Here is a 15,326-nt window from a genome sequence, read left to right as displayed (position 1 = left end):
GCCCACCACGGCCGGTTCGCGCATCCTCGAGGGCTGGGTTCCGCCGTACGACGCCACCGTGGTCACGAAGCTGCGCGAAGCGGGGCTGCCGATCCTCGGCAAGACGAACATGGACGAGTTCGCGATGGGCTCGTCCACCGAGCACTCTGCCTGGGGGCCGTCGCACAACCCGTGGGACCTCGACCGCATCCCCGGCGGCTCCGGCGGCGGCTCCGCGGCCGCGGTCGCCGCGTTCGAGGCCCCGCTCGCGGTCGGCACCGACACCGGGGGCTCCATCCGGCAGCCCGGGGCGGTGACCGGCACCGTCGGGGCGAAGCCGACCTACGGCGGCATCTCACGCTACGGGCTGGTCGCCCTGGCCAGCAGCCTCGACCAGGCCGGCCCGGTCACCCGCTCGGTGCTCGACGCCGCGCTGCTGCACGAGGTGATCGCCGGCCACGACCCATTCGACTCGACCAGCATCGACCAGCCGGTCCCGCCGGTCGTTGAGGCCGCCCGCCGCGCGGACGTCGACGGGCTGCGCGTCGGTGTCGTGCGCGAGCTCGGCGGGGAGGGCTTCCAGCCGGACGTCCGCACCCGCTTCGAGGAGTCACTCGCGCTGCTCGAGGGTGCCGGCGCCGACATCGTCGAGGTGTCCTGCCCGAGCTTCGTCCACGCGCTGGCCGCGTACTACCTGATCCTGCCGAGCGAGGCGAGCAGCAACCTCGCCAAGTTCGACGCCATGCGCTACGGCCTGCGGGTGCGCCCGGACGGCGTCGACGACCCGAGCGCGGAGCAGGTCATGGCGGCCAGCCGCGACGCCGGCTTCGGCGACGAGGTCAAGCGTCGCATCATCCTCGGCACCTATGCACTATCCAGCGGCTACTACGACGCCTACTACGGGTCGGCCCAGAAGGTCCGCACGCTCATCGCGCAGGACTTCGAGTCCGCCTTCGCGCAGGTTGACGTGCTCGCGTCGCCCACGTCGCCCACCACGGCGTTCCCGTTCGGTGACAAGCTCGACGACCCGCTCGCGATGTACGCGCAGGACGTCGCCACCATCCCGGCCAACCTGGCCGGTGTGCCCGGGCTCTCGCTCCCGTCCGGCCTGGCCGCCGACGGGTTGCCCACCGGGTTCCAGCTGCTGGCACCGGCCATGGCCGACGACCGGCTCTACAACGCCGGCGCCGCGCTCGAGCGTCTGCTCGAGGAGAAGTGGGGCGGCACGATCCTGGCGCAGGCTCCGACACTGGAGGGGACCCGATGACGACAACACTCGTCGACCTCGACGACGCCCTGGCGCGGTACCAGCCGGTGATGGGCCTGGAGGTCCACATCGAGCTCAACACCGCCACGAAGATGTTCTGCGGCTGCGCCACCGGTTTCGGAGCCGAGCCCAACACCCAGGTGTGCCCGGTCTGCCTCGGCCTCCCGGGTGCGTTGCCGGTCGTCAACGCCACCGCCGTCGAGTCGGCCATCCGCATCGGCCTCGCGCTCAACTGCCAGATCGCGGCGTGGTGCCGCTTTGCGCGCAAGAACTACTTCTACCCCGACATGCCCAAGAACTTCCAGACCTCGCAGTACGACGAGCCGATCGCCCACGACGGCTGGACCGAGGTCGAGGTCGACGGAGAGACATACCGGATCGAGATCGAGCGCGCGCACATGGAGGAGGACACCGGCAAGTCCCTCCACGTCGGCGGAGCCACCGGACGCATCCACGGCGCCGACCACTCGCTCGTCGACTACAACCGCGCCGGCATTCCCCTCATCGAGATCGTCACCAAGACCATCGAGGTGCCGGGCGACAAGGCTGCTGCCGTGGCCCGGACGTACGTCTCGCACCTGCGCGACCTGATCGGCGGGCTCGGAGTCTCCGACGTCCGCATGGACCAGGGCTCCTTGCGCTGCGACGTCAACCTGTCCCTCAAGCCGCTCGGCAGCAACGAGCTCGGCACACGGTCGGAGACCAAGAACGTCAACTCCTTCCGCTCGGTCGAGCGAGCAGCGACGTACGAGATCCGGCGTCACGCCGCCCTTCTGGACGCGGGGGAGAAGGTCGTCCAGGAGACGCGCCACTTCCACGAGAGCGACGGCAGCACGTCGCCCGGGCGCGAGAAGTCCGACGCCGACGACTATCGCTACTTCCCCGAGCCGGACCTCGCGCCGATTGCCGCATCGCGCGAGTGGGTCGAAGAGCTGCGCGGCACCCTCCCGGAACCTCCGGCCACGCGGCGGGCCCGGTTGCAGGCCGACTGGGGCTTCAGCGACCTCGACATGCGCGACACCGTCGGCGCGGGAGCCCTCGGGCTGGTCGCTGAGACGATCCAAGCGGGCGCCGCTCCACAGGCGGCTCGCAAGTGGTGGCTGGGCGAGCTGGCCCGACGCGCCAACGAGCAGGGCGTCGACCTGGAAGCGCTCGACATCACGCCCGAGCAGGTCGCCGGCATCCAGGCCCTCATCGATGCCGGACGCGTCAACGACAAGCTCGCACGTCAGGTGTTCGACGGAGTGCTCGCCGGCGAGGGGAGTCCCGAGGAAGTCGTGGCGTCCCGCGGGCTGGAGGTCGTCTCCGACGAGGGTGCGCTCGGCGACGCTGTCGACCGCGCCATCGAGGCCAACCCTGACGTCGCCCAGAAGATCCGCGACGGCAAGGTCGCCGCGACCGGCGCGCTCATCGGCGCGGTCATGAAGGAGATGCGCGGTCAGGCTGACGCCGGGCGTGTGCGCGAGCTCATCCTGGAGAAGCTGACCTAGGACGCTTCTCCGTCAGCTGCCGGTGCCGTGCTGGGCGCACCAGGCATCACGCCTGGTCGAGTCCGGTGCGGCGAAGATGGTCCGGATCAGCTGAGCCTGGCTGGCTGCGTACTGCTCGATCGTCTGCTCGGCGAGGCGGCGCTGTGCCGGAGTCTTCGCCGACGCGAGGTTCTCGGCGTTGCGCCACACCATCTCGCGCCAGCCGCGGATGATCAGGCCGGCCGTCGTCTCGTCGACCGGGCCGGCATCGACGTCGTCGAAAGCGGGGTCGAAGCGAGCTGCCTCCTCGGCGAAGACCGGGTCGTAGAGACCGTCGAGACGCTGGTTGTAGGCGTTGTGGTCCTTCTTGTGCGAGCGGCCGTCTGGGCCGGTGAGGCCGATCTCGGCGAGCACGTAGGAGAAGTCACGGTTGATGTGCGCGTTCATCGCGAGCATGAAGTTGCCCAGCCCCGTCACGGCGCGGTCGTCGGCCGCCTTCAGGGCGATCTGCCAGGCCTTCGGTGTGGAGGCGCGGGCGGCGGGATCGCCCGAGTGCCACGCATCCATCGAGTCGAAGTAGAGCTTCGCGAAGACGGCGTCCACCTGGCCGAGCCAGACCCGGTCGGTGAAGACGCCCGACTCCACCGCCCGGCGGACGTCCTCCGTCACCCGCAGATACGCGAGATCGAAGATTGCGTCGTGGTCACAGCTCGCGGCCGAGAGGGCCAGCCGTCGCTGCATCTCCTCGATGGTGGCGTCGATGCACGATGGCGCGCCGTCGCGACAGACGTCGCCGGTGTACGGGACGTGCTTGACGGGCAACGTGGGAAGCAGGCCGATCACCGGGTCGACCGGTCGTGGCGAGATCAGCTGCGCGAGCAAGTCGGGTGAGGGCGGCTCGTCCGCCTCGGCGGGGGTGATCGTGCCGGCCAGGGCGACGGCGACGAGCATCGTCGCGATGAGACCGGGGCGTACCAGACGCATGCCTTGTCAACGACGTCCCGCAGTCCCGGTTACGACGACGTCGACTCGCCGGGTGGGTGGCGCGTCGTTCAGCCGGCCCGCTCGATCAGGGCCTTGAGCTCGTCGAGCACGAGCTGCGGCTCCCCGAAGGGGATGAAGTGACTCGCGTCGATCTCGATGTACACCGAGTTCTCGATGCGCTCGGCGGCACTGCGCATGTCGCGCGCACCGGTGAACATGTCGCGTGACCCGGCGAGAAGTGTGACCGGCACCTTCACCGACGACAGGGATACCCGGCGGTGCCTGGCCACGCCGAGCGTCAGGCGGGCGTACCAGTCGGGGTCGGTGGAGAGGATCTCCTGCATCAGGTCGCGGACGACCGCCGGGTCGGCCGACTTGTCAACGAAGCGCGTCCACCTGAGCAGGTTCGCGGTGCCCGTGGTCCACGGCAGCCGGGTGGTGAGAGGAGCCCAGAACCGTCCGGTCGCCCTGGCACCCTGCGCGGTGCCGACGGTGAGACGACGAGCCAGCACGTGCGGGATCCCGAGCGGTCCGAGAGCTGTCGACAAGGTGTTGCCGGGCACACCGGCGACGGCGAAGACGCCTTTGACCCGCTCCGGGTGGCGTCCGGCCAGCTCGAAGGCCACGGTCACGCCTGCCGACCAGCCCATCACGACACAGGACTCGACGCCCGAGTCGTCCAGCACCGCCAGCGCGTCCTCGACGAAAGCGTCGAGGTCGACGCGCGAGCGGTCCTTCGGGCGGTCCGAGCCGCTGACGCCGCGGTGGTTCCACGAGATGATCCGGACGCCGCAGTCGGGAACGGCCAGTGACGGCCACGCATGCGGGTTGGCGCCGAGCCCGTTGACCAGCAGAACGGTCGGCCCCTCGGCGTCGTTCGTCCACGCACGGAGCCGGGTGCCGTCGGCACTGTGGACGTCGTGGTAGCGGACGCGGGTCGTTCCTGCGCTGGTCACGAACGACGATTCTCCCGGTGGCGACGGTCGGCCGCAACGAGAGTCCGTAGAGTCGCCCCATGACCTCCGACACACCGTCGCCCGGTCATGCGCGCGAGATGCGCACCGACCTCGTGCTTGAAGGTGGCGGCGTCAAGGGCATCGCGCTCGTGGGGGCGGCTTCGGCGCTCGACGAGGCGGGCTGGCGCTTCGCCCGGGTCGCCGGTTCGTCGGCCGGCTCGCTCGTCGGGGCAGTCATCGCCGCGATGCAGCAGGCCGGCGAGCCGATGACCAACGTCGACGAGATCGTGCGCACCCTCGACTACCGCAAGATGCTCGACCGTCGGGTCGGTGGCCGAGCCCTTCGGTGGTGGCCCCGCGCCGCCGACGCCTGGGGGGTGATCTTCCACCTCGGGATGTACCGCGGGCACTACATGACGCAGTGGGTGCGGGGTGTGCTCGCCGACCTCGGAGTGCGGACGTTCTCCGACTTCGCCTTCGACGATCCCGGCTCCGCGCTCCTGCCGGAGCAGTCTTTCCGGCTCGTCGTCACCGCGAGCGATCTGGCCCGGCAGCGGCTCATGTTCCTTCCGTGGGACCTCTCCTCGTACGGCGTCGATGCCCCTGGGTACCCGGTCTCTCGCGCCGTGCGCGCGTCCTCCGCGATCCCGTTCATGTTCGAACCCGTTCAGCTGAAGTCGACGTTCGGCATGTCGACGCTCGCCGACGGGTCCCTGCTTCGCAGCTACCCGATCGAGGTGTTCGACCGCCATGACGGCAAGCCGGGCCGGTGGCCGACGGTGGGCATCCGGCTGAGCTCGCCGTCGAGCGAGCGCGCCCCGGCGAGGCCGGTCACCGGGCCGGTCTCGCTGATCCAGAGCCTCATCTACACGACCGTCGACTCGACGCAGGTACGGCACGTCAGCGAACCGGTCAACGTCGACCGCAGCATCTTCGCCAAGCCCAAAGGTGTGCGGTGGACGGACTTCGACCTCACCGACGATCAGCAGCAAGGCCTCTTCGATGCCGGATACGCCGCCGGGCAGAAGTGGGTCACGAAGTTCCCCGACGGCCCGGCGCCACGTCAGCCGGAGCCGCGGCACGGCGGGCACATCGACGTCGGTTAGCGAGCCTCGAGTGCGTCGAGGAGCAGGCCGGCGCCGTTCTCGGAGTGGTCGAGGAAGAGGCTGGGCTCGCTGAGCTCGAGCTCGATGAGTCGCGGTGCTCCGTCGGTGTCGGTCACGAGGTCGACCCGCGCGTACAAGAGTGCATCCGCGCCGCCCAACGCTGACGGCACGGCGGCAAGCGCCTGCTCGGCGACGTCGAGCTGCGTCGCGGTGGGAGCGCGCGGGGAGATGCCCTCGCGCCGGTCACGGTCCTGCCGCACGCCTTCGCCGCGTTCGAGAAGTGGCCCTTTGCGGATCGCGTGCGAGAACCTGCCGCCGAGATAGATCAGCGCCGTCTCTCCCTCGGTGTCGACGGACGGGACGTACGGCTGCACCATCACGGTGCGCCTGGCGGCGATCAGTGCCTCGCTGTGGGCGTACGCGTCGTCAGGGCTCGACCACCGCGCGGTGTCACGCGAGCCGGCGGAGATGGCCGGCTTGACCACCCACTCGTCGGAACGGGGGAGGTCGTCACCATGGCGTATGTCCCAGCGGGTGTCGATCACGGGGACGCCGGCGTCGGCGAGCTCGCGGAGGTAGACCTTGTCGGTGTTCCACGCCAGGACGTCGGCGGCGTTGAGCAGCCGAGGCACGCGGGTTGCCCAGGCCAGGAAGATGTTGCGGCGTTCGACGTAGTCCCAGCACGACCGCACCACGACGATGTCGTAGGCGGACCAGTCGACGGTCTCGTCGTCCCATTCCACGATGTGGGCGTCAGTGCCCCGCGTCGCGGCGGCGTCGAGGAGCAGGGGGAGGTCAAGGTCGAGGTCACGGTGCGTGCTGCTGGTGGCGAAGGCGATGGTCACGGTTTCACTGTAGGGATCGCAGTTTTCCCAGAAACAGAATGAAGGTAAGAACTTGATTGATCCAAAATGAAGCGGTAGCCTTTATTGCGTGCCAATGAAGTCGGACGCTTCAGTCGAGATCACGCTGATCGGTGACCTCGTCGGCTCGCGACGTGCCCCGTCGCGCATCTCGATCCAGCAGCAACTCGTGGCCGCGCTCGCGATCACCAACGAGACGACATCGTCCGTCCAGCCGCTCGCACCGACCATCGGTGACGAGTTCCAGGGCGTCTACGCCGATGTCGGATCGGCCCTACGCGCGAGCCTCGTCGTCCGACTGGCCCTTCCGGTCGACGTCGACTGTCGCTTCGGCATCGGTGCCGGCGGTCGCGAGATCGTCGGAACGTCCGAGTACGGTCTCACCCAGGACGGTCCGGCGTGGTGGGCGGCCCGCGACGCGATCGTCGAGGCCAAGCGTCGCGAGAGTGGCCAGAACAAGCGCCTGCGATCGTGGTTCGCGGTGCCCGAGGGCGAGGGGGACAGTGTCGATGCTGGGCTCGTCAATGCCTTTCTGCTCTGCCGGGACGAGCTCGTGAGCCGGCTCGACGCCCGGCAGCGACGTCTCGTTCTCGGCGCCCTGCGCGGCACCAGCCAGAAGGAGCTCGCCGCGAGCGAGGGCATCTCGCCGTCGGCGGTCTCGCAGAGCCTGCAGAGGGCGGGCGCGTTCGCCCTCTTGGACGCCACCGAGCTGGTGACCCAATGATCCTGCTGGCGCTCCTGCTCGCCACCGTCGGCACGGCCGATCTGGTCCGTCCGGAGAACCGCGCGCCGTCACAGCTCCAGGCGCTCAGCGCAGGCGCAGCGGGCGCGGTGGTGCTCATGCTCATGACGACCGGTCTGGGGCTTGGGGCGAGCGCATGGGCGATCGTTCCCGCCGTCCTCGCCTTCCTCGTCGGCTGGATGCTCTTCACGCCGGTCGGCATCGTCCAGACCGACCGGCCGTGGCCCGTCGCCGGCCTCATCGCCGCGACCTTGGTGGCCCTCGCGGTTCCGCAGCCGTCGGTCGGTGACGGCTGGCTGGTGCGCTGGTACACCGGGCTCGACTTGCCGACCCTGGCCGACGTCCCCGTCGAGCAGTTCGTCCTTGGTGTCGCTTGTGTCGTCTTCCTCGTCGAGACCGCCAACATCGTCGTCCGACTCATGCTGATCGGCACCGGGCCAAGGGTGCTGGCCACCGAGAACACCCTTCAGGGCGGACGCATCCTCGGCCCGATCGAGCGGGTGTTCGTGCTCGGGATGGCGTTGGCCGGCCAGTACGCGGCACTCAGCGTGGTCGTCGCGGCCAAGGGCATCCTCCGCTTCCCTGAGATCTCCAAGGACACGGCCGGTGGCACGCGCGCGGAGTACGTGCTGGTCGGAAGCTTCGTCAGCCTTGCCCAGGCACTCGTCTTCGTCCCGCTGTTCTGAGGAACGCATCAGCCAAGTCACCGCCCTGCCAACCGGTGCTCGTACTCTTGCTCCATGGCAGACCTGCACGATCCAGCCGACGGCGTCGACATCAAGCCCCGCAGCCGCGACGTCACCGACGGCCTGGAGAAGACGGCCGCACGCGGCATGCTGCGGGCCGTCGGCATGGGCGACGACGACTGGGACAAGCCGCAGATCGGTGTCGCGTCGAGCTGGAACGAGATCACCCCATGCAACCTCTCGCTCGACCGGCTGGCCAAGGCGGCGAAGGAGGGGGTGCATGCGGCCGGCGGCTACCCGCTCGAGTTCGGCACCATCTCCGTCTCCGACGGCATCGCGATGGGTCACGAAGGGATGCACTTCTCGCTGGTGAGCCGCGAGGTCATCGCCGACTCGGTCGAGACGGTCATGATGGCCGAGCGCCTCGACGGCTCCGTGCTCCTGGCGGGCTGCGACAAGAGCCTCCCGGGCATGCTGATGGCCGCTGCCCGGCTCGACCTCGCCAGCGTCTTCCTCTACGCCGGCTCGATCATGCCCGGCAGCGTCGACGGCAAGAACGTCACGATCATCGACGCCTTCGAAGCCGTCGGCGCATGCATCAAGGGCCTCATTACGCCGGAGGAGGTCGACAAGATCGAGCGGGCGGTCTGCCCTGGCGAGGGCGCCTGCGGCGGCATGTACACCGCCAACACGATGGCGTCGGCCGCCGAGGCTCTCGGCATGAGCCTGCCCGGCTCGGCTGCCCCTCCTGCTCCTGACCGCCGACGTGACGAGTACGCCCGCAAGTCCGGCGAGGCGGTGGTCGAGCTGCTGCGTCGCGGCATCACCGCGCGCCACATCCTCACCCAGGAGGCGTTCGAGAACGCCATCACGGTCGTCATGGCGCTCGGCGGCTCCACCAATGCTGTCCTCCACCTGCTGGCCATCGCCCGCGAGGCGGAGGTCGACCTTACCCTCGACGACTTCAACCGCATCGGCGACAAGGTGCCACATCTCGGCGACCTGAAGCCGTTCGGCAGGTACGTCATGAACGACGTCGACCGGGTCGGCGGCATCCCCGTCGTCATGAAGGCCCTCCTCGACGCGGGCCTGATGCATGGCGACTGTCTCACCGTCACCGGCCGCACGATGGCCGAGAACCTGGCCGGCATCGACCTCGGGCTCGACGGCGACATCATCCGTCCGCTCGACGCACCCATCCACAAGACTGGGGGACTCACGATCCTGCGGGGCTCGCTCGCGCCTGAAGGCGCCGTCGTCAAGAGCGCCGGGTTCGACTCCGACGTGTTCCGCGGCACCGCGCGGGTCTTCGACGGCGAGCGCGCCGCGATGGACGCCCTCGAGGACGGCACGATCACCGGCGGCGACGTCGTCGTCATCCGCAACGAAGGACCCAAGGGCGGGCCCGGCATGCGCGAGATGCTCGCGATCACCGGCGCCATCAAGGGTGCCGGGCTCGGCAAGGACGTTCTCCTGCTCACCGACGGCCGATTCTCCGGCGGCACCACCGGTCTGTGCGTCGGGCATGTCGCCCCCGAGGCCGTCGACGGCGGCCCGATCGCCTTCGTCGCCGACGGCGACCCCATCACTCTCGACATGGCCAACCGCACGCTCGAGGTCGACATCGACGACGCCGAGCTCGCGAGTCGCCAGGACGGCTGGGCCCCGCCGCCCCCGAGGTACACCACCGGTGTGCTCGCCAAGTACCGCAAGCTCGTCAGCTCGTCCGCCGACGGGGCTGTCTGTGGCTGACGTCGAGCAAATGCTCGGCGTCGAGGTCCCGCTGATCCAGGCTCCCATGGCGGGGAGCCAGGACAGCCGACTGGCGATCGCGGTCGCCGACGCCGGTGGTCTCGGGTCGTTACCGACCGCCATGATGTCGCCGGACACGCTCCAGTCGGAGGTCGCCGCGATTCGAGCCGCGACGTCGGCGCCCTTCAACCTCAACTTCTTCTGCCATGAGCCACCCGCCGCGGACGCGGCTCGTGAAGAGGCGTGGCGGGCGCGACTGGCGCCGTTCTACCGCGAGCTCGGCGTCGACGAGTCGGCCATCCCCGACGGCCCCGTTCGCGCTCCGTTCACCCACGCCATCGCCGACCTGCTCGACAGCGACCCACCGGGCGTCGTGAGCTTTCACTTCGGTCTGCCCGCACCCGACCTGCTGGCACGTGTGAAGCGCTGGGGCGCTGTCGTCCTCTCGTCCGCCACGACGGTCGAGGAGGGTCAGTGGCTCGAGGCGAACGGCGCCGACATCGTCATCGCGCAAGGTCTGGAGGCGGGAGGCCATCGCGGCATGTTCCTGACGGCCGACATCGCGACCCAGGTCGGCACCTTCGCGCTGGTCGAGAGGCTGGCGGCAACGCTGACGGTGCCAGTCGTCGCAGCCGGCGGGATCTCGACACCGAGGGGCGTCCGGGCGGCATTGGCCCTGGGTGCGGCCGGAGTGCAGTCAGGAACTGCCTTTCTGCTGGCTGCAGAGGCGACGACCGTCCCGCTCCACCGCGCAGCACTGTCGTCAGCCCATGCCGGGACGACGGCGATCACGCACCTCTTCACGGGACGACCGGCTCGCGGCATCGTGAACCGGCTCATGCGCGAGCTCGGGCCCATGGGCGGCGCACCTCCTGACTTCCCGCTCGCCGGCGCGGCGGTCATGCCGCTGCGGACTGCGGCCGAGGACCGCGGATCGTCCGACTTCTCCCCGCTGTGGGCCGGTCAGAACGCGGCAACGTGCCGTGAGACGACGGCCGCGGAGGTCGTGCGGGTCCTCGGCGCGGAACTCTGAGTCGCCGGTTCGCGTCACCGCATCCACATGCTGGAACGAAACGTCTCACGACTTGACCACCCTGTCTCTGCAGGCGAGACTGTCGGCGTGCACACAGGACACTTCACTGGACTCCTTGTAGTAGTTCTCTGACGCGCGAACCCACCGGTCGCGCGTCACCCCTCGTCATGCCTCACCGGCGGAGGGGTTTTTTCATGCAGGCAGACGGTCCACCATGGATGCACACGGAGAGGACGGACGGATGACGGGACAGGCCACCGGGCCGGTGCCTGGGCACACCGCCGGGCAGATCGACAACAACCCTGAGCAGATGACCGGCGCGCAAAGCCTCGTGCGGTCGCTGGAACGTGCCGACGTCGAGGTGATCTTCGGCATCCCGGGTGGGGCGATCCTGCCCGCGTACGACCCGCTGTTCGACTCCGAGTCCATCCGCCACATCCTCGTCCGCCACGAGCAGGGCGCCGGCCACGCGGCCCAGGGCTACGCCATGGTCACCGGTCGCGTCGGCGTCTGCATGGCCACCTCCGGGCCCGGTGCCACGAACCTCGTCACCGCCCTCGCGGACGCCTACCTGGACTCGGTGCCGATCGTCGCCGTCACCGGGCAGGTCCCGAGCGGCGCCATTGGCACGGATGCCTTCCAGGAGGCCGACATCCGCGGCATCACGATGCCGATCACCAAGCACAGCTACCTCCTCACCGACCCCGACGACATCCCACGCACGATCGCGGAGGCGTTCCACATCGCCTCCTCCGGACGTCCCGGCCCGGTGCTCGTCGACATCGCCAAGGACGCGCTTCAGAAGCTCACCACGTTCACGTGGCCGTCCGAGCTCGCGCTGCCCGGCTACCGGCCCACGACCCGGCCGCACGCCAAGCAGGTGCGCGAGGCGGCTCGGCTCATCGCCGAGGCGAAGCGTCCGGTCCTCTACGTCGGCGGCGGTGTCATCAAGGCCGAGGCGTCGGCCGAGCTGGCGATGCTGGCCGAGCTGACCCAGATCCCGGTCATCACCACGCTGATGGCGCGCGGCGCGTTCCCGGACTCTCACGAGCTGCACCTGGGCATGCCCGGCATGCACGGGTCGGTCGCGGCCGTGGCCGGGCTCCAGAAGTCCGACCTGCTGATCTCGCTCGGCGCCCGCTTCGACGACAGGGTCACCGGCCAGCTCTCGACGTTCGCGCCGTTGGCCAAGATCATCCACGCCGACATCGACCCGGCCGAGATCTCCAAGAACCGGGTCGCCGACGTGCCGATCGTGGGCGACTGCCGCGAGGTCATCTCCGACCTGATCGTGATGCTGCGCAAACAGGCCGAGGAGGACGGGCTCGTCGGCGACTACACGGCTTGGCGGGAGCAGATGCTCGGCGTCAAGGCCAAGTTCCCGGTCGGGTACGACAAGCCCGAGCAGGGCCTCGCCCCGCAGAAGGTCATCGAGCGCATCAGCGAGATCGCCGGGCCCGAGGCCACCTACGTCGCCGGCGTCGGCCAGCACCAGATGTGGGCGGCGCACTTCATCGACTTCGAGCGCCCTCGCCAGTGGCTCAACTCCGGCGGCGCCGGCACGATGGGCTACTGCGTGCCCGCCGCGATGGGCGCCCAGGTGGGGGAGCCCGACAATGTTGTGTGGGCGATCGACGGCGACGGCTGCTTCCAGATGACGAACCAGGAGCTCGCCACCTGCGCCATCGAGGGCATCCCCGTCAAGGTGGCGATCATCAACAACTCCTCGCTCGGCATGGTGCGCCAGTGGCAGACCCTGTTCTACGAGGGCCGATACTCCAACACCGACCTCGACACCGGTGGCGAGGCCATCGGCGCGCGTCGCATCCCCGACTTCGTCAAGCTGGCCGAGGCATACGGATGCGTCGGACTGCGCTGTGAGAGCGAGGACGACCTCGACGAGACGATCGAGAAGGCCATGAGCATCACCGACGCCCCGGTCGTCATCGACTTCGTGGTCGAGCGCGACGCGATGGTGTGGCCCATGGTCGCCGCCGGCACCAGCAACGACGACATCAAGATCGCGCGCGACCTCGCGCCCGAGTGGGATCAGGACGACCTATGAGCACTCATACCCTGAGCGTCCTCGTCGAGAACACGCCAGGCGCGCTCGCGCGCGTCTCGAGCTTGTTCATGCGCCGGGGCTTCAACATCGACTCCCTCGCGGTGGGCCCGACCGAGATCCCCGAGATCTCGCGAATGACCATCGTCGTCAACGTCGACGAGCGGCCGCTCGAGCAGGTCACCAAGCAGCTCAACAAGCTCGTCAACGTGCTCAAGATCGTCGAGCTCGACTCCGACTCGGCAGTCGAGCGGGAGCTGATGCTCATCAAGGTCAAGACCGACGCCCAGACGCGAGGCCAAGTCCTTGAAACCGTCCAGCTGTTCAGGGCCAAGGTGGTCGACGTCGCCACCGATGCCGTCACCATCGAGGCGACCGGCGACTCGGGCAAGCTGACCGCCATGCTGAACGTCCTGGAGCCCTTCGGCATCCGGGAGATCGCCCAGTCGGGACGTGTGGCCATCGGCCGCGGATCCCGTTCCATCACCGACCGCACGCTGCGCGCCGTTCCCGGCGTCCAGGCAGGCTGACCAGCCGAAACGACACTGCACCTTCACTGATAGGGAGACCAGACCGTGGCCGAGTTGTTCTACGACGACGAAGCAGATCTCAGCATCATCCAGGGCCGGAACGTCGCCGTGCTCGGATACGGCAGTCAGGGCCACGCCCACGCGCTGTCACTGCGCGACTCCGGTGTCGACGTGCGCGTCGGGCTCCTCGATGGTTCCGCCAGCCGCCCCAAGGCCGAGGCCGAGGGTCTGCGCGTACTCACGCCGCCAGAAGCGGTGGAGGAGGCCGACCTGATCGTCGTCCTCGCTCCCGACCACAAGCAGCGTCAGCTCTACACAGAGTCGATCGAGCCGAACCTCGTCGACGGCGACGCCCTGTTCTTCAGCCACGGCTTCAACATCCGCTTCGGCTACATCAAGCCGCCGGCGGGCGTCGACGTCTGCATGGTCGCCCCGAAGGGCCCCGGCCACCTCGTGCGCCGTGAGTACGTCGAGGGCCGTGGCGTGCCCGTCATCGTCGCCGTGGAGCAGGACGCCACCGGCAAGGCGTGGGACCTCGCGCTCTCGTACGCCAAGGGCATCGGCGGCACCCGTGCCGGCGCCATCAAGACGACGTTCACCGAGGAGACCGAGACCGACCTCTTCGGCGAGCAGGCCGTGCTCTGCGGCGGCGTCTCGCAACTGGTCATGTACGGGTACGAGACCCTCATCGAGGCCGGCTACCAGCCGGAGGTCGCCTACTTCGAGTGCCTGCACGAGCTCAAGCTCATCGTCGACCTGATGTACGAAGGCGGCATCGCCAAGCAGCGCTGGTCGGTGTCCGACACCGCCGAGTACGGCGACTACGTCTCGGGTCCTCGGATCATCGACGAGCGGGTCAAGGACAACATGCGCACGATCCTGTCGGAGATCAAGGACGGCTCGTTCGCCCAGCGCTTCATCGACGACCAGGACGCCGGCGCGCCGGAGTTCATGGAGCTGCGCCGCAAGGGTGCCGAGCACCCGATCGAGGCCGTCGGCAAGGAGCTTCGCGGGTTGATGGCCTGGGTGAAGACCGATGACTCCGACTACGTCGAGGGGTCGGCCGCACGCTGAGCGATGAGTCGGTCGTTGAGCCTGTCGAAGCGACCCTACGGGCGGCTGGTTGCGTGTTCGCCGAGGACGAGGCGGCCCTCATCGTGGGGTCCGCAGGGTCGCCCGACGAGCTCGAGGCGATGGTGGACCGACGTGTCTCCGGCGTGCCGCTGGAACAGGTACTGGGCTGGGCCGAGTTCTGCGGCCTTCGCATCGGCGTCGAGCCCGGTGTGTTCGTGCCGCGACGACGCACCGCGCTGCTGGTCGAGGAGGCCGTCGCCCTGCTCGAGGGCTTGGACGAACCCGTCGTCGTCGAGCTCTGCTGCGGCACGGGTGCGGCAGCCGCGGCGATTTGCGCTGCGTTGGCCCGGATCGAGCTTCATGCGTCCGACATCGAGCCTTGCGCCGTCCAGTGCGCACGCCGCAACCTCGACGGCATCGGCAGCGTTCACGAGGGCGACCTGACCGATGCGCTGCCAGACGAGCTCGCCGGGCGCGTCGACGTCATGGTCGTGAACGCTCCCTACGTGCCGACCGACCAGATCGCGATGATGCCACCGGAGGCGCGCGACCACGAGCCGCTGGTCGCGCTCGACGGTGGTGCCGACGGAGTGGACATCCATCGCCGGGTCGCCGAACAGGCTCCCCGCTGGCTCCGGCCCGATGGGCACCTGGTCGTCGAGACCAGTCGACGGCAGGCTTCGCTCACCGTCGAGGCGATGATCCGGCAGGGCTTCGACACCCGCGTCGTGCGATCTGACGACCTCGACGCGACCGCCGTCGTGGGACGAAAGATGGGGTGAACGCCCCATGTCACGCGTCGTGGATCTTCCTACCGTGAAGG

At 69.2% G+C, this 15,326-nt stretch carries 14 protein-coding genes; 11 read left to right on the top strand and 3 right to left on the bottom strand.

Annotation, left to right across the window (positions count from 1 at the left end):
- Positions 1-1,246, top strand: a 1,246-nt coding sequence (gene gatA / locus ACRDPN_RS13165) for an Asp-tRNA(Asn)/Glu-tRNA(Gln) amidotransferase subunit GatA (protein WP_431448749.1), incomplete at its 5' end; no start/stop codon positions are given.
- Positions 1,243-2,736: an Asp-tRNA(Asn)/Glu-tRNA(Gln) amidotransferase subunit GatB gene (gene gatB, locus ACRDPN_RS13160; RefSeq protein ID WP_431448746.1), complete on the top strand. Its 1,494-nt coding sequence runs from the start codon at positions 1,243-1,245 to the stop codon at positions 2,734-2,736. The genes gatA and gatB, both read left to right, overlap by 4 nt.
- Positions 2,737-2,748: 12 nt before the next feature.
- On the opposite strand, the gene ACRDPN_RS13155 is transcribed toward gatB, so the two are convergent.
- A complete protein-coding gene (locus tag ACRDPN_RS13155; RefSeq protein WP_431448743.1) occupies positions 2,749-3,699 on the bottom strand; it encodes a DUF5995 family protein in 951 nt (316 codons plus the stop codon).
- A gap of 68 nt (positions 3,700-3,767) precedes the next feature.
- Positions 3,768-4,655 carry an alpha/beta fold hydrolase gene (locus ACRDPN_RS13150; RefSeq protein ID WP_431448740.1) on the bottom strand — a complete coding sequence of 296 codons (888 nt, stop codon included), beginning with the start codon at positions 4,653-4,655 and terminating at the stop codon, positions 3,768-3,770.
- A 59-nt stretch (positions 4,656-4,714) separates the two neighbouring features.
- Here ACRDPN_RS13150 and ACRDPN_RS13145 point away from each other — a divergent pair, with 59 nt between their 5' ends.
- Positions 4,715-5,761 (top strand): patatin-like phospholipase family protein, encoded by a 1,047-nt coding sequence (locus ACRDPN_RS13145; protein WP_431448737.1) that lies wholly within the window; start codon positions 4,715-4,717, stop codon positions 5,759-5,761.
- Here the strand turns inward: ACRDPN_RS13145 and ACRDPN_RS13140 are convergent.
- Entirely contained in the window at positions 5,758-6,606 is an 849-nt protein-coding gene (locus tag ACRDPN_RS13140) for an ATP-grasp domain-containing protein (RefSeq protein ID WP_431448734.1), read from the bottom strand. The genes ACRDPN_RS13145 and ACRDPN_RS13140 overlap by 4 nt on opposite strands.
- A 94-nt stretch (positions 6,607-6,700) precedes the next feature.
- On the opposite strand from ACRDPN_RS13140, the gene ACRDPN_RS13135 reads away from it, so the two are divergent.
- The 8 genes from ACRDPN_RS13135 to ACRDPN_RS13100 all read left to right on the top strand — a co-directional run bounded on the left by ACRDPN_RS13135 (position 6,701) and on the right by ACRDPN_RS13100 (position 15,285).
- Positions 6,701-7,348, top strand: coding sequence for a SatD family protein (locus tag ACRDPN_RS13135; RefSeq protein WP_431448758.1), 648 nt, complete (start codon positions 6,701-6,703; stop codon positions 7,346-7,348).
- Positions 7,345-8,052 carry a hypothetical protein gene (locus tag ACRDPN_RS13130; RefSeq protein WP_431448731.1) on the top strand — a complete coding sequence of 236 codons (708 nt, stop codon included), beginning with the start codon at positions 7,345-7,347 and terminating at the stop codon, positions 8,050-8,052. The genes ACRDPN_RS13135 and ACRDPN_RS13130 overlap by 4 nt, the downstream gene beginning before the upstream one ends.
- Positions 8,053-8,106: 54 nt before the next feature.
- Positions 8,107-9,804 (top strand): dihydroxy-acid dehydratase, encoded by a 1,698-nt coding sequence (ilvD, locus tag ACRDPN_RS13125; RefSeq protein ID WP_431448728.1) that lies wholly within the window; start codon positions 8,107-8,109, stop codon positions 9,802-9,804.
- Positions 9,797-10,837, top strand: a complete 1,041-nt coding sequence (locus ACRDPN_RS13120) for an NAD(P)H-dependent flavin oxidoreductase (RefSeq protein ID WP_431448725.1) — start codon at positions 9,797-9,799, stop codon at positions 10,835-10,837. The genes ilvD and ACRDPN_RS13120 overlap by 8 nt, the downstream gene beginning before the upstream one ends.
- Before the next feature lie 310 nt (positions 10,838-11,147).
- Positions 11,148-12,902: an acetolactate synthase large subunit gene (locus ACRDPN_RS13115; RefSeq protein WP_431448755.1), complete on the top strand. Its 1,755-nt coding sequence runs from the start codon at positions 11,148-11,150 to the stop codon at positions 12,900-12,902.
- On the top strand, positions 12,899-13,429 hold the full coding sequence (gene ilvN, locus ACRDPN_RS13110) for an acetolactate synthase small subunit (RefSeq protein WP_431448722.1): 531 nt from the start codon (positions 12,899-12,901) through the stop codon (positions 13,427-13,429). The genes ACRDPN_RS13115 and ilvN overlap by 4 nt, the downstream gene beginning before the upstream one ends.
- 45 nt (positions 13,430-13,474) lie before the next feature.
- Positions 13,475-14,503, top strand: coding sequence for a ketol-acid reductoisomerase (gene ilvC, locus ACRDPN_RS13105; RefSeq protein WP_431448719.1), 1,029 nt, complete (start codon positions 13,475-13,477; stop codon positions 14,501-14,503).
- Positions 14,500-15,285, top strand: coding sequence for a putative protein N(5)-glutamine methyltransferase (locus tag ACRDPN_RS13100; protein WP_431448752.1), 786 nt, complete (start codon positions 14,500-14,502; stop codon positions 15,283-15,285). Before ilvC ends, ACRDPN_RS13100 begins: the two co-directional genes overlap by 4 nt.
- Positions 15,286-15,326: the final 41 nt, after the last annotated feature.

Source organism: Aeromicrobium sp., from assembly GCF_050700635.1.
Taxonomy (GTDB): Bacteria; Actinomycetota; Actinomycetes; order Propionibacteriales; family Nocardioidaceae; genus Aeromicrobium.
The sequence above is the reverse complement of the archived record's forward strand: the minus strand, read 5'-3'. Positions and strand labels throughout refer to the sequence as shown.